The sequence below is a fragment of the Spirosoma arcticum genome, from assembly GCF_054779955.1.
Map to the genome: position 1 here is coordinate 1 of NZ_BAAGXG010000002.1, position 23,143 is coordinate 23,143.

The 23,143-nt window shown below is 45.2% G+C and carries 15 protein-coding genes; 14 read left to right on the forward strand and 1 reads right to left on the reverse strand.

Annotated elements, in window-relative coordinates; genetic code table 11:
- Positions 1–146 precede the first annotated feature (146 nt).
- From ACYVHB_RS04525 to ACYVHB_RS04590, 14 genes are all read left to right on the forward strand, one after another.
- Positions 147–761 carry a class I SAM-dependent methyltransferase gene (locus tag ACYVHB_RS04525; protein WP_461050044.1) on the forward strand — a complete coding sequence of 205 codons (615 nt, stop codon included), beginning with the start codon at positions 147–149 and terminating at the stop codon, positions 759–761.
- Between the two features lie 48 nt (positions 762–809).
- Positions 810–2,345, forward strand: coding sequence for a type 2 lanthipeptide synthetase LanM (locus ACYVHB_RS04530; RefSeq protein WP_461050046.1), 1,536 nt, complete (start codon positions 810–812; stop codon positions 2,343–2,345).
- Between the two features lie 397 nt (positions 2,346–2,742).
- Positions 2,743–3,609 (forward strand): glycosyltransferase, encoded by an 867-nt coding sequence (locus tag ACYVHB_RS04535; RefSeq protein WP_461050047.1) that lies wholly within the window; start codon positions 2,743–2,745, stop codon positions 3,607–3,609.
- A 128-nt stretch (positions 3,610–3,737) separates the two neighbouring features.
- The gene (locus ACYVHB_RS04540) at positions 3,738–5,081 is read left to right on the forward strand and encodes a glycosyltransferase (RefSeq protein ID WP_461050049.1); all 1,344 of its coding nucleotides are present in this window, start codon (positions 3,738–3,740) and stop codon (positions 5,079–5,081) included.
- Positions 5,078–6,682, forward strand: a complete 1,605-nt coding sequence (locus ACYVHB_RS04545; RefSeq protein WP_461050051.1) for a vitamin K epoxide reductase family protein — start codon at positions 5,078–5,080, stop codon at positions 6,680–6,682. The genes ACYVHB_RS04540 and ACYVHB_RS04545 overlap by 4 nt, the downstream gene beginning before the upstream one ends.
- 297 nt (positions 6,683–6,979) lie before the next feature.
- On the forward strand, positions 6,980–7,441 hold the full coding sequence (locus ACYVHB_RS04550) for a helix-turn-helix domain-containing protein (RefSeq protein WP_461050053.1): 462 nt from the start codon (positions 6,980–6,982) through the stop codon (positions 7,439–7,441).
- A gap of 120 nt (positions 7,442–7,561) precedes the next feature.
- Positions 7,562–8,083 carry a cyclic nucleotide-binding domain-containing protein gene (locus ACYVHB_RS04555; RefSeq protein WP_461050055.1) on the forward strand — a complete coding sequence of 174 codons (522 nt, stop codon included), beginning with the start codon at positions 7,562–7,564 and terminating at the stop codon, positions 8,081–8,083.
- A 20-nt stretch (positions 8,084–8,103) separates the two neighbouring features.
- On the forward strand, positions 8,104–9,681 hold the full coding sequence (locus tag ACYVHB_RS04560; RefSeq protein WP_461050056.1) for a TolC family protein: 1,578 nt from the start codon (positions 8,104–8,106) through the stop codon (positions 9,679–9,681).
- An 11-nt stretch (positions 9,682–9,692) separates the two neighbouring features.
- A complete protein-coding gene (locus tag ACYVHB_RS04565) occupies positions 9,693–10,955 on the forward strand; it encodes an NHLP bacteriocin system secretion protein (RefSeq protein WP_461050058.1) in 1,263 nt (420 codons plus the stop codon).
- Between the two features lie 15 nt (positions 10,956–10,970).
- Complete coding sequence (locus ACYVHB_RS04570) at positions 10,971–13,163, forward strand: NHLP family bacteriocin export ABC transporter peptidase/permease/ATPase subunit (protein ID WP_461050060.1); 2,193 nt, start codon at positions 10,971–10,973, stop codon at positions 13,161–13,163.
- An 11-nt stretch (positions 13,164–13,174) separates the two neighbouring features.
- A complete protein-coding gene (locus ACYVHB_RS04575; RefSeq protein ID WP_461050062.1) occupies positions 13,175–16,090 on the forward strand; it encodes an NHLP bacteriocin export ABC transporter permease/ATPase subunit in 2,916 nt (971 codons plus the stop codon).
- Positions 16,091–16,093: 3 nt separating this feature from the next.
- Positions 16,094–17,221, forward strand: coding sequence for a DUF7005 family protein (locus tag ACYVHB_RS04580; RefSeq protein WP_461050064.1), 1,128 nt, complete (start codon positions 16,094–16,096; stop codon positions 17,219–17,221).
- Positions 17,222–17,329: 108 nt separating this feature from the next.
- The gene (locus tag ACYVHB_RS04585) at positions 17,330–17,554 is read left to right on the forward strand and encodes a hypothetical protein (protein ID WP_461050065.1); all 225 of its coding nucleotides are present in this window, start codon (positions 17,330–17,332) and stop codon (positions 17,552–17,554) included.
- Positions 17,555–17,649: 95 nt separating this feature from the next.
- Complete coding sequence (locus tag ACYVHB_RS04590) at positions 17,650–18,045, forward strand: hypothetical protein (protein ID WP_461050067.1); 396 nt, start codon at positions 17,650–17,652, stop codon at positions 18,043–18,045.
- A gap of 65 nt (positions 18,046–18,110) precedes the next feature.
- Here ACYVHB_RS04590 and ACYVHB_RS04595 read toward each other — a convergent pair whose 3' ends face one another.
- Positions 18,111–23,132, reverse strand: coding sequence for a hypothetical protein (locus ACYVHB_RS04595; protein ID WP_461050068.1), 5,022 nt, complete (start codon positions 23,130–23,132; stop codon positions 18,111–18,113).
- Between the last annotated feature and the right edge of the window lie 11 nt (positions 23,133–23,143).

Below are 23,143 nucleotides of genomic sequence, written 5' to 3' on the forward strand. Positions count from 1 at the left end.
TGGATCGAGACCCAATTAAATGATCGACCCCGCAAAAGTTTGGGCTATCTAAGTCCGGCTGAGTTCGTCAAGAATGAGCTTTATGCACTGCAAATGTAAATGTGCGAATTAATTTCAAAATTTACATTTAACCAAAATGAAATATTATGTTACAAGAAGCGGTTAGAAACGTACAAATTTTAAACACTGAGATGCTCATCTATAAGCCAGTTAGCAAAAAGAGACCAGAAAAAATGATAAATATTTTTTCTGCTTGGAGAGGATTGGAGTTAATAATAGAAGATATAATTATTCAGTTAAACTTAGGTAGAAATTCTTGTATTGAATTTGGGGTTGAATTTGGCTATTCAACAGTGGTTTTATCTAATTATTTTGATAAAGTTACAGGTATAGATACTTTTGAAGGGGATAAACATACCTTTTATAAAGGAGAGCATTTTGAAAAAACCAAAGCACGACTGTCCACCTATGAAAACATAACTTTATTTAAGTCAACCTATCAGAATTGGATACCAAATGATACAAATCATTATGATTTTGCTCATGTTGATATTGTTCATGACTACAAGGAAACCTATGAATGCGGACTTTGGGCGGCTCAAAATAGTGATTGTGTTATTTTTCATGATACAGAAAGTTTTCCAGAGGTTAAACGTGCTGTCATAGATATTGCTAACGCCACAGGTTATAAAATGTATAATTATCCTTATCACTTCGGGCTTGGAATTTTAGTAAATCCCAATATACAAAATTGTGACTAAGACCAATTTTAATTTTAATATCTATGTTTATTTTAAAAAAAAATAGAAATGATTAGTCAATCCACATACTTAATTAAGGAAAATTTCAAAACAATTCCGTTTGTTGAAGTCCTTTTAAGCTATACAGAAGGCTTTACAAATAATTCTGATTTAGAATTATCGCCTTTGGTCAAGAATAAGTTAGAACACAAACTATTGGAAGAGTTAAGTTCTATTGCAGAGGTTACATTGCAAACAGAATTAGACAGTTTTGTTGGAAATGGAAACTCTAATTTTGATGAGTTTAGAGAAAGAACGAGTTTATCGTTAGCCATAAATTACCCTGTTTTAGATAAAATATTAAAGTTAAAAGTCGATAATTTCTCAAACCATATTTGTAATATTATTAATCGTTTTCAAGAAGATATTGGAGATATAAAAACTAAATTTAATTTAGATGATATTAAAATTATAGATATTGATGTAAGTCTTGGTGATGGTCATAATGGTGAAGGTACAGCCTTAGTATATTTGTCAGATGGTACAAAGCTAATATATAAACCAAGAAATATAAGGATAACCAACTCATATAATTCTTTTATCGAGTGGGTTAATTTTAAACTAAAAACAGATTTAAAGACTTTCAAAGTAATAGATTGTGAAAATTATGGTTGGATAGAATTTGTTAATTATGAAGAAGTAAATTCAGAAGAGGATTTGCAAGAATACTATTATAAAGCAGGGGTATTATTATCGATTACTTTACTTTTAGGTAGTAAGGACTGTCATCATGAAAATGTAATTGCATCAGGGAATAACCCTTTCATGATTGATCATGAAACCATTATTCAGCCTTTTTTCAATAACCAATCTTTTCGAACATGGGATTCTCAGCATAAAATACCCCCTTTTTCTGTATTAGAAAGTTTCTTAATCGTAAATCCAAACACTGGATCACCTTTAGATATTGTAGGATATGGAGTGAAAGGAAATATTGAAGTCACAGAATTAGAAAAAAAAGTGATAAATCCTAATACCATAAATTCTAAAAGAACTACTCGCTTTGCTACAAGAAAAATAGTAAATAAAAACATTCCTGCATTCGAAGGTAAATATATTTTTGTAAATGATTATAAAGAACATTTTATTAATGGTTTTTCTGTTGCATATGATATGTTTTCAAGTTCAAAAGAGGAATTAAGATCTAAAAATTCTCCACTTGAATTATTCATAAATAATGAAGTACGTTATGTTTGGCGACCAACCTTTGTATACTTTAAAATCTTAAAATATATGAGGTTAGCATCTTTTATGTCAAGTTATGAAGTATATTATTCTACTCTGTACAATTTATTATCAAAGGCTTTTAAAGGAGAAAATAGGAAAGATTACAGGTTTATACTGAATCTTGAAATAAGTCAAATGCTTAATGGAGATATACCTATTTTTAGTTTATTGAGTATGGATAATTTTATAGAGGATAACGAATCATTAAGAGTATTTAAATACAATTGTTTACAAAATATATTTCACCGGATTAACCTTTTTTCTGACGTTCACAAAAAAGAACAATTAGGATATATTACTAAGTGGTTGAATATTTAGGTGAATATAATGCGTAGTTACTAATAGTTGGTTAGTGTAACATACATACAGTGATTATCAGTACATAAAAATGTGTTGGAAAATCAAGCTTGAAAGCACAGCAAAATGCGTTGCAGTGTGATTTGAACGTTAACTCAACGCAATCAACTCACCGAACCGGGCCGCCGGAGCGGAAGTAGCGTGTCTTTGGAATCCTTGACAATACGTCAAAAAAATTAGTCCGCGCAATGGTTCCGCACCGGCAAATCGGCTCAATCACCCAACCGGTGGTCCACTGGTGCGGCTTGGCAATAGGCGCAAAGCCCTGTGTCGATTCGGGACGAGCAGCCCGCTCGAACCGGGGCGCCGGAGCGATCAATGCTCCAGCCAGCCAAAGTTTTATCAAAAACACCCTTCTATGATCCAACGTCAAATACCTTCTCGCTTGTTATCATCCGAATTCGCTGAAGTAACCGTCATTTTAACGGTATGGAAACGAAATCGTTTGGAGGAACAATTAACCTCTTTGTTTGCTCAAACAGAAAAGCCGTATCAGGTTTGGGTATACCAGTGCGGTAATTACGTTAATATTGAAAGTGTTCTTAAGAGATATCCTGAGATTGAGTTCGTTCACTCAACGGTCAATTTTAAATACTTTGGGCGCTTTTCACTGGCGCAGTTTATAAGATCGAAATATGTCTGGATACTCGATGATGACGTCATTCCTTCCCGTGGTTGGTTGGCTAATAGTCGTTTGAAGTGTGAAGTGGAAAACGCCATCATTAGCAGTGCCGGACGTATCATACCCGACGGTGATTATTTACCCGAACGCATGCAGAATGTAAAGCAGTACTTCTTCGGTGATGTCCCAGCTAACCTTGTTTACAATTTTTGTCGGGAGGACACCGAGGTTGACTTCGGCTGCAATAGCTGGCTCTTTAAGACGGATTGGATAAAAGCCTTCTGGCAAATATCTCCTTACACGTTGGAAACCGCTGAAGATATCCACTTATCCGCTACGTGTAAACTAAAATTAGGCATTCGAACCATTGTGCCCCAACAAACGGATGAGCAAACAACCGGTAATTTAAACGTATTATACGGACGTGATGCGTTTGCATCCTGGATGAAACCTGGTTTCCAAGCAAGTCGAGAAGGTGTTATTCGGTATTTCATCGAACAAATGGGGTGGCAACCTCTACTTTGGAGTAAGAACGTGTTTACGTTTGAGCCGGGCCGCCGTAGCGGGGTAGAAAAGGCAGTATTACAGCCCACTGGTAGTTAGCCAGTTTAGTAACGTGTTTGCCGGGCCGCCGGAGCGGTCATCTCCTTATAGCTTGACGACCACAAAAGTGACACGGCTATCAGCTTTTTTTTTAATTTCTCAACGCGCTATTGACGGGAGTTAAATTTATGAAAAAGAAAGCGTTAATTATACCTGCTCAAATTAGAAGTCATGTATTACCTTCTTTCTTCTTAGCTAATATTCTTTTGAAAGATTACGAAGTAGTCTATGCTGTCACTGACACTATTTTGGCAGAATCTGTACATAAAAACGGATTCAGAGTACACCTTATCTCAAGATATAAAGTAGGATGTAGCCACGAGGCAAGATTTCTTGAAGGTAGTGGACGAAAAGCATCTTTTTTTGCATTGATTAAATCTTATTTACAAAATACTATATACTGGAATCGTAAAAAAGAGATTGAGGGATTGTTAAAAAAGGTTGATCCAGATGTTGTGATTATAGATATCTACAATAGCACTGATTATATATTTCTGCATTCGCATTATAAAAAATTAAAAATACTTTTTTTTAATCCAATGCCTTCAACGTGTAGAACTGAGGGTTATCCTAATATATCCGAAAATAACTGGCTAACAAGCAATGAAGTAAACGTAAAAAAGGACATAGAAGTATTCAATTTTTTTAAATCTTCCAAAGAAAGTTTTTTACAATGGTTATCAGAGAAGCAGTTTCAATACCTTTTAAAGGTAAGTAAGATCCCAAGCAATCATGGTATTGTAAAAAATAAATTTGTTAAGTTATTTAACAATGTTCCTGAGCTGCTTTTATTGCCACTTGAATTTGAGTTTTCGCCCACTGTAAGAAAGGAATATCAATATTACCTTGGTCTTTGTCAGCGTGAAAATAGGATAGACACCGAATTAGACATCACTTTTGAGAACAATTGGCAACAAATTTTAGATGAAAAGCAACAAGGTAAGCGAGTTATTTATTGTAGTTTCGGTACTTTTTTTGAAGTAGCATCTCCTCACTTGGTCGACTTTCTCAACAAACTTTTAGAGTCACTTCAAGCTATTCCGAACACGTTTCTAATTTGCTCGGTCAACAAGTATGTGATTAAGACTATTCTTTTTAATAACCGGGCCTTTGATAATGTAATGTTCTTCTCAAGGGTCCCCCAGTTAAAAGTGTTAGAAATAGCTGATTTATTTATTACACACGGGGGATTGGGCGGTATCAAAGAGAGTATTCACTACAAAGTTCCGATGTTAGTGTATCCGCTTGATCCATACTATGATCAGAGCGGAAATGCCCTGAAAGTCGAGCATCACGGAATTGGCTTACGAGGCAACTTTATTTACGAGCAAGTCCCGTATATGAGTGCAAAAATTAGAAAGTTACTGATTGATAAAAGTTATAAAAATAAAATATCTGATTTCAAAAAGCGTGTAGAAAAAATTTACACGCCAGAATATCATAAAGAAGTGCTAAATCACATATTGACATGACACTTTCGGCTGATGAGAAAAACGCTTTTTTTGTCCTAAAGACAATCTTCAATTTGAAGAAAGTACGCGTGACATCCACAACGTTAAAAAATCAACTATTACAAGAGCCGACTTTTCCAGGCTTAATGGCGCTGAGTAACGTTCTAACAGACTTTAATGTGCATAACGTGCCTGTAGTAATTAAGCCAGAGCAATTATGCAAGATACCTCTCCCCGCCATTGCTCATTTTACAAATGGAATGGGCTACTGCACTATAACCAAAGTTGAAAAGAACCAGGTTGAATATCATCATAGTCATCTTGGAACATTGAGAGAGAGCATATCCGAGTTTGCTCAAAAATGGCAAGGTTTGATTTTGATCGTAAAACCCAACGAAAATTTAAAGGAGACAAGTTTTGAAGACAAACTTAAATTAGAAACTGTCCGAAAATTTAGAATGCCTTTTGTTTATGCCTCTATAATTTTCTTATTTGGATATTTCTTTTTAAAAGGTTTTAATTACATTGACCTACGTTATATTCTTAACTTTTATGAGATCTCATTTATAAAAGTTCTTGGCTTGATCTCATCTGTAATTTTAATACGATCTAATATTTATGCAGATAAAAGTATTATTGAGAATACCAATACATTCGATAAACTGAAAAATGATTTTATCAAAAGCCTGACCTTGGAAAGCAGAAAGATATTTGGATGGCTTACCTGGTCAGAGCTTGGATTAGTATATTTTGTAATTGGATTGTCTTTCTTATTTTTGTTAGACAATGTTAATAAATTAGTTTTTATAAAATGGTTTAATTTAGCAACAACCTTCTATATTCTATGGGCGATATATTATCAGATAGTAGTAATCAGAAAATGGTGCTTTATATGTCTGGCAACAATCTCATTGTTTTGTGCAGAGTTTTTTTCATTAATTAATATTCCCTTATTTATTCAAAAATATGACTCTTTTCCAGCCAATGTATTCCTAATCAATTTACTATTGATTACTGGTTCTTGGGTATTTATCAGACAGCACCTTGTTAATTCTTTTTTAAGCAAAGGCCTCTACATCTCACTTCAAAGAACAAAATTTAGTGCAGATTTTGTGCAAAGTTTATTTAATAAGGAGCCAACTATTCCTCCTTTTTTTGAAGCGATGCAGACTGTGATGATCGGGAATCCTGAGGCACAACATAAATTATTTGCTGTGTTAAACCCAAATTCTATTTTGTGTGCGACTAAATTAGATGAACTAATTTCTTTAATAACATTGAATGAAAAAATTAATTGTAAAGTGATACTCGTACCCGATTCGCCTGAAGACGTGCTGGGAATAAAAACTATAAAAAGTATATTAAACTACTCCAATGAGCAAAGGCTTGTCGCGTTGAAAGAATGTTATAAATACACTAGTTTTAAGAAGTGTAATTTTTCTGATGATATTACTGCAAATGATAAATTAGCTATCAGTGTAAATGAAAATATCAATTGGGCTTTCTTAGCAAGAATACCTCTTACTGTTCCGACGATATATCTTAATAATAATGTTCTATCTTCAATTTATGGCACAAAAGAGGTGCCAATGCTATTTCGGATTTTGAGTAATAAATATTGATGTTTACAAGCTTCATCATCTCAAAGAATAACGTAATAATTGATCGATCACTGTTAGTATTGTTGAATACTTATACAGTGTTGTATACTTCTAACTATATTCTACATGAATACATCCAATAACTCAGGCATTAATTGGAGTTCACCCGATGTGTTGGAACAACTCCTTCTTGGCATTAAAAGCCCGTTAGAAAGCATTATTAAGGCAGGAGAGAATAGTGGTGTGTACGATAAAAGCAAGATAGAGGAGATCATATTTAGAAATAGCAAGGAGATACAAAATATAGTCGAGGAGATCATGGCAAAGGCGCAGGCCAAGTCACTCAGCGTGACGTATCACAGTCGTCCTGAGATATTCGACATTTATGAGTCTAATGAGAATGTCAGAAACTTGTGCGCTGGAGAAGTAATCCCCCAAAAAGTAGCAAAAGTAGATCAGGACTGGCTGGTGGGTCTCGAGAAAGAGGTGTACGGCAACATAGACCAGGATTATTTAGACCTGTACGAATTGTCGTATAAGATGGCGGTAAGCGAGCGGCAACTGCATCGGAAGGTTTTCAACCTCGTATTCCTGACACCCAATAAATACATCCGGGTACTACGTCTGCACAAAGCAAAGCAGATGATTGATAATTACGTACAGCGTTCGGTTCCACAGATTGCTTACGCCGTGGGGTACACGGATGTGCATTATTTCTCGAAGCTGTTCGTGGGACAATACAGTGTTTCGCCAAAGGAATTGTTAGGGGCCTCGCGATAAAGGCGTAACGCGCTCAGCCATTGCGTGTCAGTAATGACAGTGCTTTTGTCATAATTGACCAATCGAGATGTAATAAGTTTGTATAAATAAAAATAGACATACATTATAAATCAATAATTTATGAAACGGGTACTGTTTTTCTTAGGTCAATTGAATGATAGAGATGTAGAATGGATGCTTAATAATGGGAGCAAACTAAGCTTAGACACCGGTGACAGACTGATTAACAAAGGAGAAGCCATTGACAGTTTGTACATTGTTCTATCGGGTCAGTTGGCCGTATGTGCCAACAACAACCACAACGAATGCATTGCCAAACTGGAAACGGGTGAAGTGGTCGGTGAGATGTCGTTCCTGGAATCGCGCCCGCCTTCCGTATCGGTCATCGTTACGGAACCATCAGTTATTTATCAAATCTCCCGCGATAAGATCAATGCCCGGCTTATGACCAACGCGGAGTTTAAAGCCAATTTTTACTACGCCCTGGCCCTGTTCCTGTCGAACCGACTACGTAAAACAACCGATCAACTCGGGTTCGGTAATCCTGAAGAAGAGGACATGGTCGATGCGAACGTACTGGACGGCGTGGCGCAGGCAGGATCACGCTTCGTGAAAATACTACATAAGTTCGCTGAGGCATAATCAATGAAATCATACACGTAATGAAACATTGTCTCTATGCCATCCTGCTACTATCGGTCGCCCTATACGATCACGTATATGGGCAACCGGTAGTCAAAGGCGACTTGATCGAGATTGCTCGGAGAGCGTTTGACAAGAACCCGAACGTAGTAAGGAGCGGTCTGGCCATACGGAGCGCCGAGGGTGATCTGCAAATTCAACGGAGCGCGTTTGACGTTAATTCGTTTTCGGAAGTACTGATTCGAAACAACCAAAATACGCTTTTAGGAGCTGATCCCAGGACTGCTCTCGTTGAAAACAGCATCCTGAAGAACAACGTACTCAATCTGTCGGCAGGGTTACGGAAGCGGCTGCGCACTGGGCAGTTAACGGAGTTCAGCATGAACTACGGCTTTGCAAACAACAACTTGCCGCTCAATAGCTTCAATCAGCCGATAGGTCTTTATTTGGGGAACAATGCCAGTACGCTTAACTTTTCGCTAACCCAACCCCTGTTGAGGGGAAAAGGAAGGCAGATAGCTACTGCATTGGAGCGGGCGAACTATCTCTACGTTCAGAATACAAAGAGTACTAATGAGTTCACCAACTCGTATGAAATCTGGCAGATAGGACTGGCGTATTGGAACTATTACACAGCGTTCAAGAGCCTGGAGATATACAGGCAGAGCGAAAACAGGATCCGAAACGTATTGTCGGTGACGGAAGAGTTGGTAAAGGGTGATAAAAAACCGGCGGGCGATTTAGCACAAATTCGTTCTGATTTGGCCAATCAGGAAAAATTAACCATCATGGCCGAACAGGAATTGTATGCGGCACGCGTCTATCTGGGGAAAGTGATCGGTTTAAGTGGCGAAGAAAGTTTGTTGATTGATGTGCCAGAGAGCGATTTCCCGACAATAGCTCAGTCTGAATTCAAGAAAGGTCTGGATAAGGCTGATTTTATTCGACTTGCCAAAGAAAGGAGAGCGGATTTGAAAGGAGCGCGACACGGCCACGAGGCCCTTGAGCAGCAGTACCAACTGGCTCAGAACAACACAAAACCCCAACTGGACCTGACTGGATTTGTTGCTTATGGAAGCGCAAGTACCGGCAACCGAATGGGTGATGTTTTGTCCTCATTCTCGAATAACGAAGGGCAAAATATTGGCACCGGAGCCAGGTTAACGTTTACCTTTCCAGTCAATAACAACTGGGCAAGAGGGAATCTGCTGAAGAGTCAGATGGCTGTGAGTGACCAGAACGTAGTGGTCAATAATGTTCAGCGAGTTATTGAACTGGACATAAGCAACGACCTTAACTACCTGGATAATAGTGTTTCCAACCTACGAAAATCAGAAGAAGTCCTCAATTATAACAAAGAAGTATTCAAAGACGAGCAGGTCAAATTCCAATCCGGCTTGACGACCCTTTTAAGCTTAATTCTGTTTCAGGAACGCCTGACGACGTCGCAACTACGGTATTTACAGGCTTACCAACAATTTGCCAATGCGATCATAAATCTTAGACATGACACCGGCACGTTGATCGTCCCGGATAGTAAAGGTTTTACGATAGATAGAGATACGTTCTATACAATCCCAGAAACAACTAATAACTAACCGTTAACGTCATGGCAGCAGGTTTTTTTAGAAAGTCAGCTTTAGAAAAGTTGTCAACACCCGAAAAGCTGGATCAACTCATTAAAGTTACCAGCCCAAAAGCATGGATTACGCTTTCGGTTGTTTTTGCCGCCTTGGCTACCGGCATCGGCTGGGCGGTTTTTGGGCGGGTGAGCACAAAGCTCAACGTAACGGGTGTTGTACTGGGTGGCGAAGTGCATGAAGTAGTTGCCACCTCGCAAGGTCAGCTTGTGAAACTACAGGTTAAAATTGGCGACAAAGTAGCGGAAGGAACGGTTATCGCAACGGTTCAACAACCGGATCTTTATCAACAGATCGAACACGCTAAAGCCGTTCTGTCGGAGAAAAAGCTTGACTTAGTCAAACTTACATCCTACGGTAGTAAAGGGACGCTATTGGAAGGTGAGTTAGTCAGTCAGAACAGAGTGAGTATTCAGGGCGAAATTGAAGCAGAGAAGAAGAAGCTGTCCTTTCTCAGTAATCAGTTAGAATCGGAAGTCAACCTGCTCGATAAAGGGCTGATTGTTAAAGCCCAGGTAGCTAATACAAGGCAGCAGATCGACGCGTCGAAGAACACAGTTGAGCGTTTAAAAGGTCAGATGGTAGAAGTCTCCAGTCGGCAGCACGACGTAGGGTATGGAATGCAGCAAAAGGTTACCGTACAAAGACAACAAATTGCTGAAGCTGAACGAAATCTTCAGTTTTTGACCGAGCGCTACGATACCCAATCAAATATTAAAAGTCCTTACAGTGGGGAGGTTGTCGAAGTTTTAACGGACGCTGGCGTCATGGTGGGACCCGGCACCCCGCTGTTCAAGTTGAAAAATCAGCATGATGAGCAATTAGCCAATTTGAGAGGGGTTCTCTACATTCCTTCTCAGGATGGAAAAAAGATAAAAAAAGATATGGAGGCCTTTGTGGTGCCTTCGACGGTACAGCCCCAGGAATATGGATTTATAAAAGGAAAGGTTACCTACGTTTCTGACTTTCCAATCACACAGCAAGGCATGATGACCTCGGTGAAGAACGATCAATTAGCCAAAGGATTATTGGCGTTAGGGCCTCTTTTTGAAGTACATATAGCGTTTGAAAAAGACAGTAAATCATACAGTGGATTCAAGTGGACGTCTGCCAAAGGACCGGATATCGATATAAAAGAAGGGACCTCGTGCATGGGTCAAATTACGGTGAAACAAGAGAATCCAATAACGATAGTTGTGCCCGCATTTAAGAAATTCTTCAATTTATACTGATACTGATTTTTCAAGATGGCAACCAATACAACCTTTCCCATTGGGAAACAGGCGAAGCCTGTCAAAGTGCCTACAGTGCTACAGATGGAGAGTGTAGAATGTGGCGCAGCCGCGCTAAGTATCATTCTGGGCCATTTTGGAAAGTTTGTGCCCTTAGAAAAGCTCAGAATTGCCTGTGGCGTCTCCAGAGACGGATTAAAGGCAACCAATATTATTAAAGCTGCCCGGGAATTTGGATTAGAATCAAAAGGCTACGCAAAGTCCATTGAAAAGCTAATGCAAATCGAAACGCCCGCCATCATTTTCTGGAATTTCAACCACTTTCTGGTTTTAGAGGGATTTTCAAAAAATAAGGTTCACCTCAGCGATCCGGCTCAGGGACGCTATCAGGTCACGTATGATGAATTTGATGAAGCCTACACGGGCGTAGTGCTCACGTTTAAAACGAACGAGCGCTTCGAGAAAGGAAACGAGAAACGTGGCCTAACTGCGTCATTGACTTCCCGAATCGCCAACTCAAAACTGAGCATTACATATATTCTGCTGGCGAGCCTTTTCTTGGTTATTCCGGGTCTGGTGATACCGTCGTTTATCAAAATTTTCATCGACAAGTATCTGGTGAACGGCCATGCCGACTTTGTGATGCCCCTGCTGCTGATTATGGCCGCCGTGTTGGCCATCAATGCCGTATTGGTCTATCTTCAGCAATACTACCTGCTTAAATTAGAAACCAAACTCGCCCTCACTACGTCCAGCAAATTTCTCTGGCACGTGTTTCACTTACCCATCTCGTTTTTCACGCAGCGATACAGCGGTGAGATTGGTAACCGGGTTTCTCTCAACGACAAGGTGGCCAGATTACTCAGTGGAGACCTGGCCAATGCGGTGCTGAACGTCATTATCGTCGTCTTCTACGCCTTCCTGATGTTTTCGTATGACGTTCAGTTGACGCTGATCGGAATATTTATGGCGGGGTTGAATGTTGTGGCCCTTAAATACGTGTCGAGAGCCAGAAAAGACGGGAGCCGTACGTTGAGCAACGAAACCGGCAAACTGCTGGGCACCACTACGTCGGGCATCAGCATGATCGAAACGCTGAAAGCGTCGGGGCGGGAGAATGACTTCTTCACCAACTGGATTGGCTACTTAGCCAAAGTGATGAACGCGCAGCAGCAACTGGGCTGGCTCACGATCCGGCTCAACGTATTGCCCCCGTTGATTTCGTCGCTGACGACAACGCTGATTTTGGGCTTGGGTGCGCTGCGGATCATGGACGGCGAGATGACGCTTGGTGCGCTGGTATCGTTCACCTACCTGATGGGCAACTTCATTGGGCCGGTCAACCAACTCATCGCCGTGGGCACGATGCTGCACGAAACGGAAAGCGACATGGCGCGTATCGACGACGTGATGAACTACGAAACGGATGATCAGTTCAGGGCGGTTGCCGTTACGGGTGATGAGCAGAAAGACGCCGTGCACAATAAGCTAACGGGCTACTTTGAAATGCGAAACGTAACGTTTGGGTATAATACAACGATGCCCGCGTTGGTCGAAAATTTCAACCTGAAATTAAAGCCCGGTAGCCGGGTCGCCTTGGTGGGCGGATCGGGTAGTGGCAAATCAACGGTTGCCAAAATAGCATCCGGGTTATACCCGCTTTGGAGTGGCGAGGTCTTGTTCGACGGCAAACCCAAGAGCGATATTCCCCGACATGTCATCACCAATTCCGTAGCGGTTGTCGATCAGGAAGTGCTGGTATTCAACGGCACGGTGAAAGAAAATATCAGTTTCTGGGATTCGACCATTCCGGATAAGCACATCATACAGTCGGCCCGCGACGCAGCCATTCACGACACGATATCGGTACGTAAAGATGGTTACGACAGTTCGGTCATGGAAGGAGGAGCCAATTTTAGTGGTGGGCAGCGGCAACGCTTAGAAATAGCCAGGGCGTTGGCCACAAATCCGTCTATTCTGATCATGGATGAAGCGACGAGTGCGCTGGACCCTACGGCCGAAAAGATTGTCATGGATAATATTAAAAAGCGGGGCTGTACGTGCCTGATTGTGGCGCATCGGCTCAGTACGATTATTGACTGCGATGAAATAATAGTAATGGAATACGGCAAAGTGGTAGAGCGGGGGACGCACCAGGAATTAATGAAGAAAAACGGAGTCTACGCCCACTTGATCGAAACTAAATAAACTCTATACCGATGTCAGCTATAAAAGAAAAAATATATGTCTGTGCCGAAAGCCCTTTTGTCCTCAATAATACAGACCGATTCTGGATGGTGCTTTCCGGCGAAATAAACGTTTTTTATACGAAGATTGATACCCACGGAAATTATACGAATAGACTAAAACACCTGTACTCGGCGAAAAAAGGGGAAGTACTGTTTAGCTTATTGACCCCGGAGAGCACCGAAACCACCCGGCTTCTTGTTTTTTCCAGTGAAGCTACCTTATTGTCTATTGACAAAGCAAATCTTCTCGAAGTGGATCATTTCTTTTTGAAGAACATGATCGACAAATGGATTCTAAAAACCTCATCGGTTGTCAACACAGTTAATGCCCCCAGAGCGTATAAACCACTCGATGATTACCAGACAGCAACGTTGGAGGCAAACACAATTGCCTTTCCTTCTACGGGTATAAGCTGGATCCAGTTACTCGGAGGGGAGGTTAGCTTGTTTGCCCAAAGCACCGCAGTGAGCCACGCCCAATACCCTGACTTTCTGGCGCCGGTGTCTAACAAACTGTGGTTACAGTCACTGACCAATAACACGACCGTGCGCGTGCTGAGCACCCGCGAGACGCTGCTTCAGGAAGAGGTGTACTTCCTGCTTGCCCTGAGCAAACTGGAAGCCTACTTCTACGGGCAGCTTAATCAGATCATAGACGCTCAGCGGGCAGAGGAGAGCACCTATCTGTCGGAGAAGTGCGTTGTCGATCAACTGGACTTAGAAAGTACGCTTGGTAAAATAAAGTCGGTTGTTGCTGGTAACGGTAGCGGGCGTGTGCCGACGGTAAACGGGAAGCAAAGCGGGCAAAACATTCTTTTTCAGACCTGTCAGGCAATCGGCGACCAGATTGGTTTCAAGCTGGAAGAACCCAAATACGTTGAATCACATCAGAATAATGTCACGAACCAGCTTCACCTGATCGCCAAAAGCTCTAAGCTGCGCATTCGTAAAATCATTCTGAGAGACACTTGGTGGAGGGAAGAAAACGGGCCGCTGCTGGCATTTACGAAGAAAGATAAAACGCCGGTCGCCTTATTACAAAAAACGCCCAACAGTTACGTTATCCGAGATTTGTCGACCGGTAATGAATCGGTAGTCAATCATGAAATTGCGGAGTCGCTGGAGCCGATTGGCTATATGTTCTTCCCGGGTTTCGACGGCAAAATGAGTTCCGTAAAGAAAGTACTCACGTTTGCGATTAAGGGTGTAGAGAAAGACGCGAAATGGTTGATGCTGGCCGCATTGGTGGGTAGCCTGATTGGCTTGCTGGTGCCGGTGCTCTCGGGCGTTATGTACGACGAAGTTATCCCAACCGCCGATAAGTCCCTGCACGTAGAGGTGTTTGCCATCCTCGTTATGATCGCTTTAGTGAATGCGGGCTTGCAGTTGGTTAAGGGTGCGTTACAGCTACGCGTCGAGTCGAGGTCCAGCATCAACCTGCAAGCCGGCATGATGGACCATATGCTCAGGTTGCCGGTAACGTTCTACAAAAAATATACGGCGGGTGATCTGACAAACCGGGTTTTGAGCGTCAACACAATTCGGCAGATAATTTCCAGCACCCTGATGACAGCCGTGTTGAGCGGGGCGTTTTCGGGGGTGAACCTGATCCTGCTTTTTTATTACGACTCTGGTTTGGCCTGGGTAGGTGTGGGTTTGGGACTGATTGCCGCAGCGTTCATGCTCACTATTGGTTTGCTCAAGCTAAAATATGACCGACAGGTTTCTAAATACCAAGGCGAAATTCAGGGCTTTCTCTTCGAGTTTTTATCCGGCATAACCAAAATCAGAATAACCGGTGGGGAACGACGAGTTTTTGCGCTGTGGGCCGATAAATTTTCGACCCTGAAGAGGCTTGGTTTCAACTCGGGCACCTATCAGAATTTTGTGGAAGTGTTCAATGCGTCTTACCCGCTACTGACCAGTATTTTCTTTTTCGCATTCCTCTATTATACGGTATTGAATGCCAACGCGGTAACCGGTATGCTGTCCGTAGGGGTATTTATGGCCTTCATTGTCTCATTCAACCAGTTTCTGAATGACAGCCTGCGGTTAAGTATGGCGTTAATCACCTCGCTGAATGTAATCACCCTTTACGAGCGGGTAAAGCCAATTTTAGAAGAAGAAACCGAATCGGCGGAGCAAAGTGTTGACCCCGGCGAACTGGATGGAGAAATAGAAATGAACTCCGTTTCTTTCCGCTATAAAGAAGACCAGCCCCTTGTCCTGAATAACGTTACGTTCAAGATAAAACCCGGTGAAATGGTCGCGTTTGTGGGTGCTTCGGGGTCGGGAAAATCCACAATCATGCGGTTACTACTGGGTTTCGAGCAGGCGGAAGCCGGGTCCATCTACTACGATGGTAACTCGTTTGACCTTATGAACCGGGAGCTGGTGCGTCGGCAGATTGGTGTTGTCCTGCAAAATGGGGCGCTGATGTCAGGTAGTATTTTTCAGAATATTATCGGCAACTCAGAATTAACCTTGGACGATGCCTGGGAGGCTGCACGCATGGCGGGCATGGAGGAAGACATTAAGCAAATGCCGATGGAGATGCATACCGTTGTGAGTGAAGGAGCGGGCACATTCTCAGGTGGGCAACGGCAGCGGCTCATGATCGCCAGAGCGATTGCTCATAAACCGAGGTTGTTATTTATGGACGAAGCAACCAGTGCGCTCGACAACCGCACGCAGAACACCGTGTCGCAAAGTTTAGATAAACTCCAGGCAACCCGGATCATTATTGCTCATCGGTTGAGTACGATCAAGAACGCCGACCGTATTTACGTAATGGACAAGGGGACTATTGCTGAATGCGGCACGTATGAAGAACTGATGGAAAAAGACTCGCTGTTTGCCCAATTGGCTAAACGTCAAATCGCCTAACTCATGACCGCTATTTCGTCAAATTGGGTTTTAAACAACGAATCAATCCATGTATCGGATGAACTGAAGGGCTACTTTCAGAACAAGTTTTGCGCGAAGGAAACCCGTAGACCGCCGGTGTCTATTGACGAGCCATACCTTGATTCATGGGAGGAATACGTCACGAAAGCCAATGAAGGAGAAGCTTTTCAATTGTTGAGAAAATGCTACCCTCAACTCAACTTTCCTATTGGAGACGGTATTAATAAAACCCAGGGCTACATTGATGCGGTGCTGAAAGGAAAACCGCTGGCCACAAGTGGTAAGGCTTTAGTAGGACTCAATAAACCGGAAGCTATTAGAATCAAACTCCATACCAGTATCGCTGGTAAAGTGCCCGTATTATTCGTGGCTGACGACGAGGACTTTGTTAAGCTCGTTCAATGTTTTTTACACAAGAACAACCCAACACCCGTTCCTCAGTCAATGGGGGCCCTGCTGGCAAACGGAGTCAATAACTGGGATCGAATTCATACGTTGAAGGACAAATGGCTTCTCAATAATCCGGCAGAAACCTGGAATCAAGAGTTTTCGACGAACGTCTTATCAAAGTCTGGTCTGTACAAGGACAAGCTGATTATGCTAAGCACAAAGCCTTATAGCAATGTGCCCGCTGACCGTCTGGGCCTCACGGAAGCAGAATGGGCATCCTATTCGCTTTTCATACGGCTTGAGCATGAATGTACGCACCTGTACACCCTCAACCGGTACGGCTGCGCTTCCAACAATTTGCACGACGAACTCATCGCTGACTACATCGGGATCAGCAAAACGACAGGGACATATTATAAAGAGTGGATGTTGGCTTTTATGGGACTGGAAGACTATCCAGCCTATAGAAAAGGGGCAAGGCTTGAAAATTATCTGGGCGATGCCAACCTGACTGTCGAACAGTTCAAGCAGTTGGTCACCGTGATCAAAAGCGCTATTGAGTCCATTGCCTGTTTCGATGCAGCATTGGGAACAATCCATTCAGCGCATGACCAGGTGTGCAGAATGGATGCTCTATGCGCAACTGATCTGGCAACCATGTCCTCGGCAAACGGATCAACCTCACTTCTTCAGAAATATGAAGAACTGATGAGGTCATAAACTATAACTAAATCGACTGAGCTACAACCGTCTGTTATAGCTTCTGGAATGTAACAGGGCCAACTTTGAATCGTAAATAAACCATAAATTAATAAGCTCGTAGTAATCATGGAAAAACCAATAAACAGCAAGATTGAGGACCTGCGCAACGACGCGGTAAACCAGGAAGAACTGATGAAGTCTTTGGCACAAATTGATGAAGAAGGACAACTAACCGACGACGTACTGGACGCTGTAAGTGGCGGTGCGCTGGGGGATTTCAAATTGGGAAAGATCATTATTGGCGAGCCTATCGGCATCATGCCAATAGGCATTATGCCCATCAATGAGTAGCTTCCTAATATGACCACAATGTAGCTAACTCTAAATCAGGCACCAACAGAAACGGATTTCGCTGGTGCCTGATTTGCTCGACCCTCACTCAGATAATGGCTTCTCTTCTCTGTCCCAGCTCAATTGCTAAGCCCGGTGCTAAACTCTTCGGTGTTCAGAACGCATCGGGCCATGTCGAATACCTCGACGAGCCGATTGTCGTCGACAAAACGTTTGTGGAAACGGCGCGTCAGGGGCGGGCACCCGAAGAGCGATTTCGGTTCGCCAGCAACTGCATCAAAACCGGCTGCGGTCACTGGACTGGCGAAGACACGGGCTGCGGGCTGGTGGGCAAGATTGTCGATGGCATAAACCGCAAGGCCGAAGTGACGCTGGTAACCTGCGCCATCCGCGACCGCTGCCGGTGGTATCATCAGGAAGGCGCATCAGCCTGCGCCAACTGCGATGAGGTGGTGCGGAACCTGCGGGTGCGGGCGTTGGTAGAAGCGTAACGTATGGGAGAATGTAACGAAAAATGACCTGCCAAAACTGGCAGGTCATTTTTCGTTACATCAGATCAGAATCCTTCCTTCTCCGCTTCTTTATCTTTCTTAACCTCCTTTTTTACCTCCTTCACCACTTTCGTGCCCGTCAGCGAGGTCGGGGCCGACGCTACGCCTGTAGTCTTACCCGCTTTACCCGCCTTTTTACCTGGTTTTGCCTTTGTTTCTTCCACTTTCGGCGTCTCCGATTCGGCTGTTTCATCGACCACGTCATCGGCGGGGGCGGCTGCTACCGGGGCGCTCGTGTCAGCCGGTTTGATTTTGGGCTTCGGCGCTGTTCGTGCTTTGGTTTTGTACTGATCTAAATAACGGTCTACGAATAGCGACTTTTCATCGACCGTAGCTGGAACAACCTCGACCGTAGATTTGCCGCTGTTTTTCGATCCCGCCAGCATTCGGTCGTTGATGTCCTGCTCCGACGTGATGATAGCCAATTGCCCCTGCGACCCTGGCCCGTTACCCGGTTTGTAATCGTAGAATACCCACACGTCGGGCGACGACTCGAGGTAAATGGTGGCCTCGTCGCCGTTGCCCGTCTTGCGAATCTCGACAAAGCCATCCATTTGCGCGTTTACATCCGTAGCTGCAATGTTGGAGACACCCAGCCGTCCGGTGCTGTAGAAGGCGTTGAATTTACTGGACCAACGTAGGTTGGCGTTGGCCAGCACGAGCATGGCGTTCAGCTTCGGCGATGCCTGATTAAGCGGCACGTGCTGATTTTGCGCTTTGATCCGATAGGCGTCGACGGCGGGCTGGCCGATCAGCGGCACGAGCTTGTCCGACAGCCGGTTGAGGTCATCATCGGCCGCTTCGTCGTTTTTCTCTTCCTGATTCGTCGCCACAATCTTACCCGCGATAGCCGTGTTAATTAGCTCCGGCACCGGGAAGGTGAAGGCCAGTAGCGTATTGAGCCGGAAGGTCGTGCTGTCGATGTTGACCCGCGCTGACCCCGCCGACAGCAGAAACTCATTGGGTTTGGCCGACAGCAGGTTTAGTTTGCCTTTGTAGGTCATCAGGCCCTTCGCATCATTGAACGTAAATGCATTTTCGACCTCATCCGACTCCGTGCTTGTACTGTCGGTTTGGGCGGCTGGTTCTCCGGTGGGTTCATCACTTGCTTTCGAGACAATGCGGTATACCTTGTCTTTCTCATCATAGCGCATGATACCCGTGGCCGAAAACAGATCATCGTCGCGGGAGTCTTCTTTCGGCGACAAGAACGTTGGGTATAATCCGGCACCGCCACCCCGAACGTGAATCCCGGCTACCAACTGCTGCCCGCCTTCGTTCTTTAAATTCTTGTCGACTTTAATCTCCAGTCGTTCCTCTACTTTCTCCTTGAACGGAATCCAGCCGCCAACCAAGTCCGGGCGTTTCCTGAGGGCCGGTTTAATGAATCCGTCCAGCGCCAGGTCTTTGTCGGGAGCCTGCATGGCGATGGTGCCTTTGTAGAGCATCTTCGGCGCTAACTGCAGGTTGTCGTCTTCCTCAACGTCAGCCCGGGCAACGGTAAAGTAGGTCGTGAGCGGCTTTTGCGATGCGTTTCGTCCCGAACGACGGGTTGGTTTCTTTGTATCGGCGCTCAGCGTTGCTGAAGCTACCGCCGGAGCTTCTTTCAATTCAAAACTGCCCATCTTGATGTTCGCCGTGTCGCCCTTCATGGTGGCAAATTGATAGGTCGCATCGCCCGCGAACCGAGTGCGGGAGATCACCTCAATATTGCCTCCACGTAGCCGGTGAAACAGGCTAATGGTATCTAATTCCAGCCGGGCGTTCTTGAGGGCCAGCATCTCCCCGTTCCGCTTGATCGTCACAACGCCTTTGTCGGGGAAAATACGGGCGTCGGCCGAGGTCAGATACGGCACACCGCTGATGTTGAGCATCATTTTCTCGACATCATAGAGCGCAGCCGAACCCGCAAACGTCAATCCTTCCTGTTCCTCGGCCGTAGCCGTAAACGTTGACGTTTTCACGTCACCTTTCATAGCAATGGTCTTCGCATTGATGTTCCACTGCGCTCGATTGATGCTGGTTTTGTAGGCCGCAAACGGAAACTCCATGCTCGACTGAAGCGTGTCGTCAAGGCTTTGTCCTCGTTTGTTGATCGCCAGACCAACAATGCCTTTCGACTGGTTGAAGTCTACGTCAATGTCATTTCCCACCAGAATTGGCTTGGCCGCTTCCTTATCGGATACGATTTTGAACTGAGCGTTGTCCGCTAAGAAACCCTCTTTGTTGAATTTTATGCTGTTCGAGACGGCTTCCGAATCCTTCCGGCGCAGCGTTCCATTGCCGAACAGACCCGACGAGCGTAAGACCAAACCCCCGTCGAGGTTAGTAGTGGCGTTGTAGAAATTGAAGTTGTTCTTTTGGGTAGCGATGACCATGCTATCCGCTTTGGGCCACCATTTCATACTATAATCATTGAGCTTAACCTGAGGAAAGTAGGCTTTTCCAATTAATCCTTCCTTAATTTCTCCCGTCGGTCCCGATGTCAGCAGCGAGTCAGTCGTGAACAGCATACGCTGTGTGTTCAGGCTGGTTGTCAAGTGGTTAAGGATCCCCTCGGCCTGCAAACCATTTTTGTCCATGGTGATCTCCGTAGTGAGTTTCACACTGGACTTTTTGCCGTAAATTGGATAGCCCGCAGCCGGTGCTTTGTGAACAAACCCGAGGGTGTTGTCGGGCATGGTTTTAAGTTCGGCTTTGAAGGGCGGAAAGATACCGTCGGAATAAAACGTGCCCAAGAATGAGATGTCGCCCTGTCCCAGACTGTCGTTGTCAATGGCCGGGATCTTAAAATACACCTTCTCATTGTACGTCACATTGCCCCGTACCGGCTGGTTAAAGTAAACCGTCATTCCCTGGGGCATTACCAGACGCTGCGTCGTTTTTTTACCCTTAATCTGCCCCGATTTGTTGTCCGATGCGCCAAAGTAAACTGTGCCTGGATTCTCGTACTTAATATCGCCCCCAATCTCGCCTTCCTTACCCTGAGCCGCCAGTTTCTGCGACGAGAAGGTAATGGAGTCGATTTTGTTGAGGTTCATGGCAAACTTGTCGTAGTCGAACTTCAGATCGCGGCCGGCGTAGCGTAGGGTACCCGCCTTCAACTGGCCATTGATGGTGAACGCCCGGCCTTTGCCCACCCGCATCGTCTTGTCGGACGGGATACCGAACACCTTCAGCGAGTCGGACAACGTGAAGCGGTCGACGCCCCGGATGGTCAGGATGTTATCGTCTAAGTTGATGGTGGCGTTTTTGGTACTGTCGTTGGAGGCAAACAGCGACTGCACTTCGAAGTTATCGTAATCGCCCTTTTTGGCGTAGGCCAGCACGTACAGAACACCCTTTCTGCTCAGGCGCATCAGACCCGTGTTGGCGTCGCGGGTGAGGTAGCCTTCCAGTACCATGCGGTTAAGGGCACCGCGCAACGCGACTGGACTCACCTTAACCGTCTGCGTAATGTCGTCGTCGGTGAAGGTCTGCTGTTTTTTGGTCGCCACGTAGTTCGCCACAATTTGCAACGGGTGAAAACCGTAGTCAACCGTCAGGTCGGCGTAGCGCTGGGGCTGGAAATAATCGAACGACTCGAACCGAACCGGCACTTCGCGTTTGGCCCCAACCTGGTAAAAATCAACTTTTCGGCGCGGCAAATCCCAGCGGGTTACTTCGGGCTGGATGTAGAACTTGTGGTAGGAGTCGGCGTAAGGGACGCGGGCGTAATCACTCCGTTCCGGGCGGTTGAACCAGGCGATGCGCTCCGTTTTATCGAATTTGAACTGCACGGCGGGGTGCGTTACAGAGTCCGTATCGACGTAGCCCACAAACGCGGCTAACTGCGCGGTGATGAGCGAATCACGAAATTCGAATTTGCGGCTCCGAACGGCCACTGCCGGTTTGCCCTTGTGTTTTATGGTCAGCAAGGCGGGCTGTCCGCTGGCCGATGCCCCAATCATCTGCACACCCGACAGGGCCAATCCGCCCTGGTAGACGATGTCGGTGCCGAGACCAGGAATTTTCACGTCGTTCTGCCATGACATGAAGCGTGGGTAGGTTACCGGGCCACCTTTTTTTCTGCTGACGTACTCAAACACGCCTTTGATGGGTTTCGAGGGCGGATAGATCAATGCTACATCGTCAGCCGCCAGACGTGGGCTGGCTACCGTCAGGGCGTAGTCGTTCAGAATCACGAAAATATCCGGCCGGTCGACCGATTCCCACGTAAACTGACCGCCTTTGCCAACAAATACGCCATCGGCAAGCAGCAAATCGCCTGTGGTGCCCGCCAGCGTGACTGAATCACCGTTAGCTACTATTGCCAGCGACGTGCCACTGAGCGTGATCACTGCCCCTTTCACCGCTGGAATGGGGCGTCGCTGCGGCACGTATTGAACGCCGAGTTGCCGCACCTGTCCCGAGTCCAGGACGGGGTCGTCCCAGCCATCGAAACGCGATTTTTCTGCTGCCGCTTTGGCGGCCGTAGCCGAGTCTGCTGGTTGCTGCGCTCCGTCCGTTGTTGCCGACGGGGTGCCACCTACGTACCGAAATTCAAACGTGCCGCCGAGAGCATACAGTTTATTATGACTGCTGGCGTAGAGTCCGCGTCGTGCCAGAAACCGCCGGACCGTCTCTACGCTCCGGGTGAAGGTGCGGGTGTCGCTCGTCTCGAACAGCTTTTCGGTTATCAGTAGCAGCCCGTCGATGTTGGCGGGGGTGAGGGTTGGTTGCTGGGCCGTAACGGCCTGGTAAAGCGCGTCGTAGAACGGGGCAAATTGCGCGGCTGGCTGGAGCCGCTTCTGATTCATTTTGCGGCTCAGGGCCATCACCCGCTCCTGTTGCTGCGCTGACAGCCGGTTTTCCGACCAGAGCGTTTGGAGGTTCGTTCCGGCTCGTACGGCTACCGTTCCGCCCGTCGCCATCAGTTTCTGCACGTCGGCCATAAACTGCTCCGGTTTGTCGGAAATACGCACCGCCTGGGCGAAGGTCACCAGCGGTGCAGCAAGTAGCAAAAGAGAGTAGAAGCAGCGTTTCATCAGGTACAGAT

What these genes read in the sequence shown, in the direction of transcription:
- ACYVHB_RS04590 (WP_461050067.1), top strand. Translation starts at nt 17,650, where the DNA reads ATGGCTTCTCTTCTCTGTCCCAGCTCAATTGCTAAGCCCGGTGCTAAA.
- ACYVHB_RS04555 (WP_461050055.1), top strand. Translation starts at nt 7,562, where the DNA reads ATGAAACGGGTACTGTTTTTCTTAGGTCAATTGAATGATAGAGATGTA.
- ACYVHB_RS04580 (WP_461050064.1), top strand. Translation starts at nt 16,094, where the DNA reads ATGACCGCTATTTCGTCAAATTGGGTTTTAAACAACGAATCAATCCAT.
- ACYVHB_RS04540 (WP_461050049.1), top strand. Translation starts at nt 3,738, where the DNA reads ATGAAAAAGAAAGCGTTAATTATACCTGCTCAAATTAGAAGTCATGTA.
- ACYVHB_RS04570 (WP_461050060.1), top strand. Translation starts at nt 10,971, where the DNA reads ATGGCAACCAATACAACCTTTCCCATTGGGAAACAGGCGAAGCCTGTC.
- ACYVHB_RS04575 (WP_461050062.1), top strand. Translation starts at nt 13,175, where the DNA reads ATGTCAGCTATAAAAGAAAAAATATATGTCTGTGCCGAAAGCCCTTTT.
- ACYVHB_RS04565 (WP_461050058.1), top strand. Translation starts at nt 9,693, where the DNA reads ATGGCAGCAGGTTTTTTTAGAAAGTCAGCTTTAGAAAAGTTGTCAACA.
- ACYVHB_RS04560 (WP_461050056.1), top strand. Translation starts at nt 8,104, where the DNA reads ATGAAACATTGTCTCTATGCCATCCTGCTACTATCGGTCGCCCTATAC.
- ACYVHB_RS04530 (WP_461050046.1), top strand. Translation starts at nt 810, where the DNA reads ATGATTAGTCAATCCACATACTTAATTAAGGAAAATTTCAAAACAATT.
- ACYVHB_RS04550 (WP_461050053.1), top strand. Translation starts at nt 6,980, where the DNA reads ATGGCAAAGGCGCAGGCCAAGTCACTCAGCGTGACGTATCACAGTCGT.
- ACYVHB_RS04525 (WP_461050044.1), top strand. Translation starts at nt 147, where the DNA reads ATGTTACAAGAAGCGGTTAGAAACGTACAAATTTTAAACACTGAGATG.
- ACYVHB_RS04535 (WP_461050047.1), top strand. Translation starts at nt 2,743, where the DNA reads ATGATCCAACGTCAAATACCTTCTCGCTTGTTATCATCCGAATTCGCT.
- ACYVHB_RS04585 (WP_461050065.1), top strand. Translation starts at nt 17,330, where the DNA reads ATGGAAAAACCAATAAACAGCAAGATTGAGGACCTGCGCAACGACGCG.
- ACYVHB_RS04595 (WP_461050068.1), bottom strand. Translation starts at nt 23,132, where the DNA reads ATGAAACGCTGCTTCTACTCTCTTTTGCTACTTGCTGCACCGCTGGTG.
- ACYVHB_RS04545 (WP_461050051.1), top strand. Translation starts at nt 5,078, where the DNA reads ATGACACTTTCGGCTGATGAGAAAAACGCTTTTTTTGTCCTAAAGACA.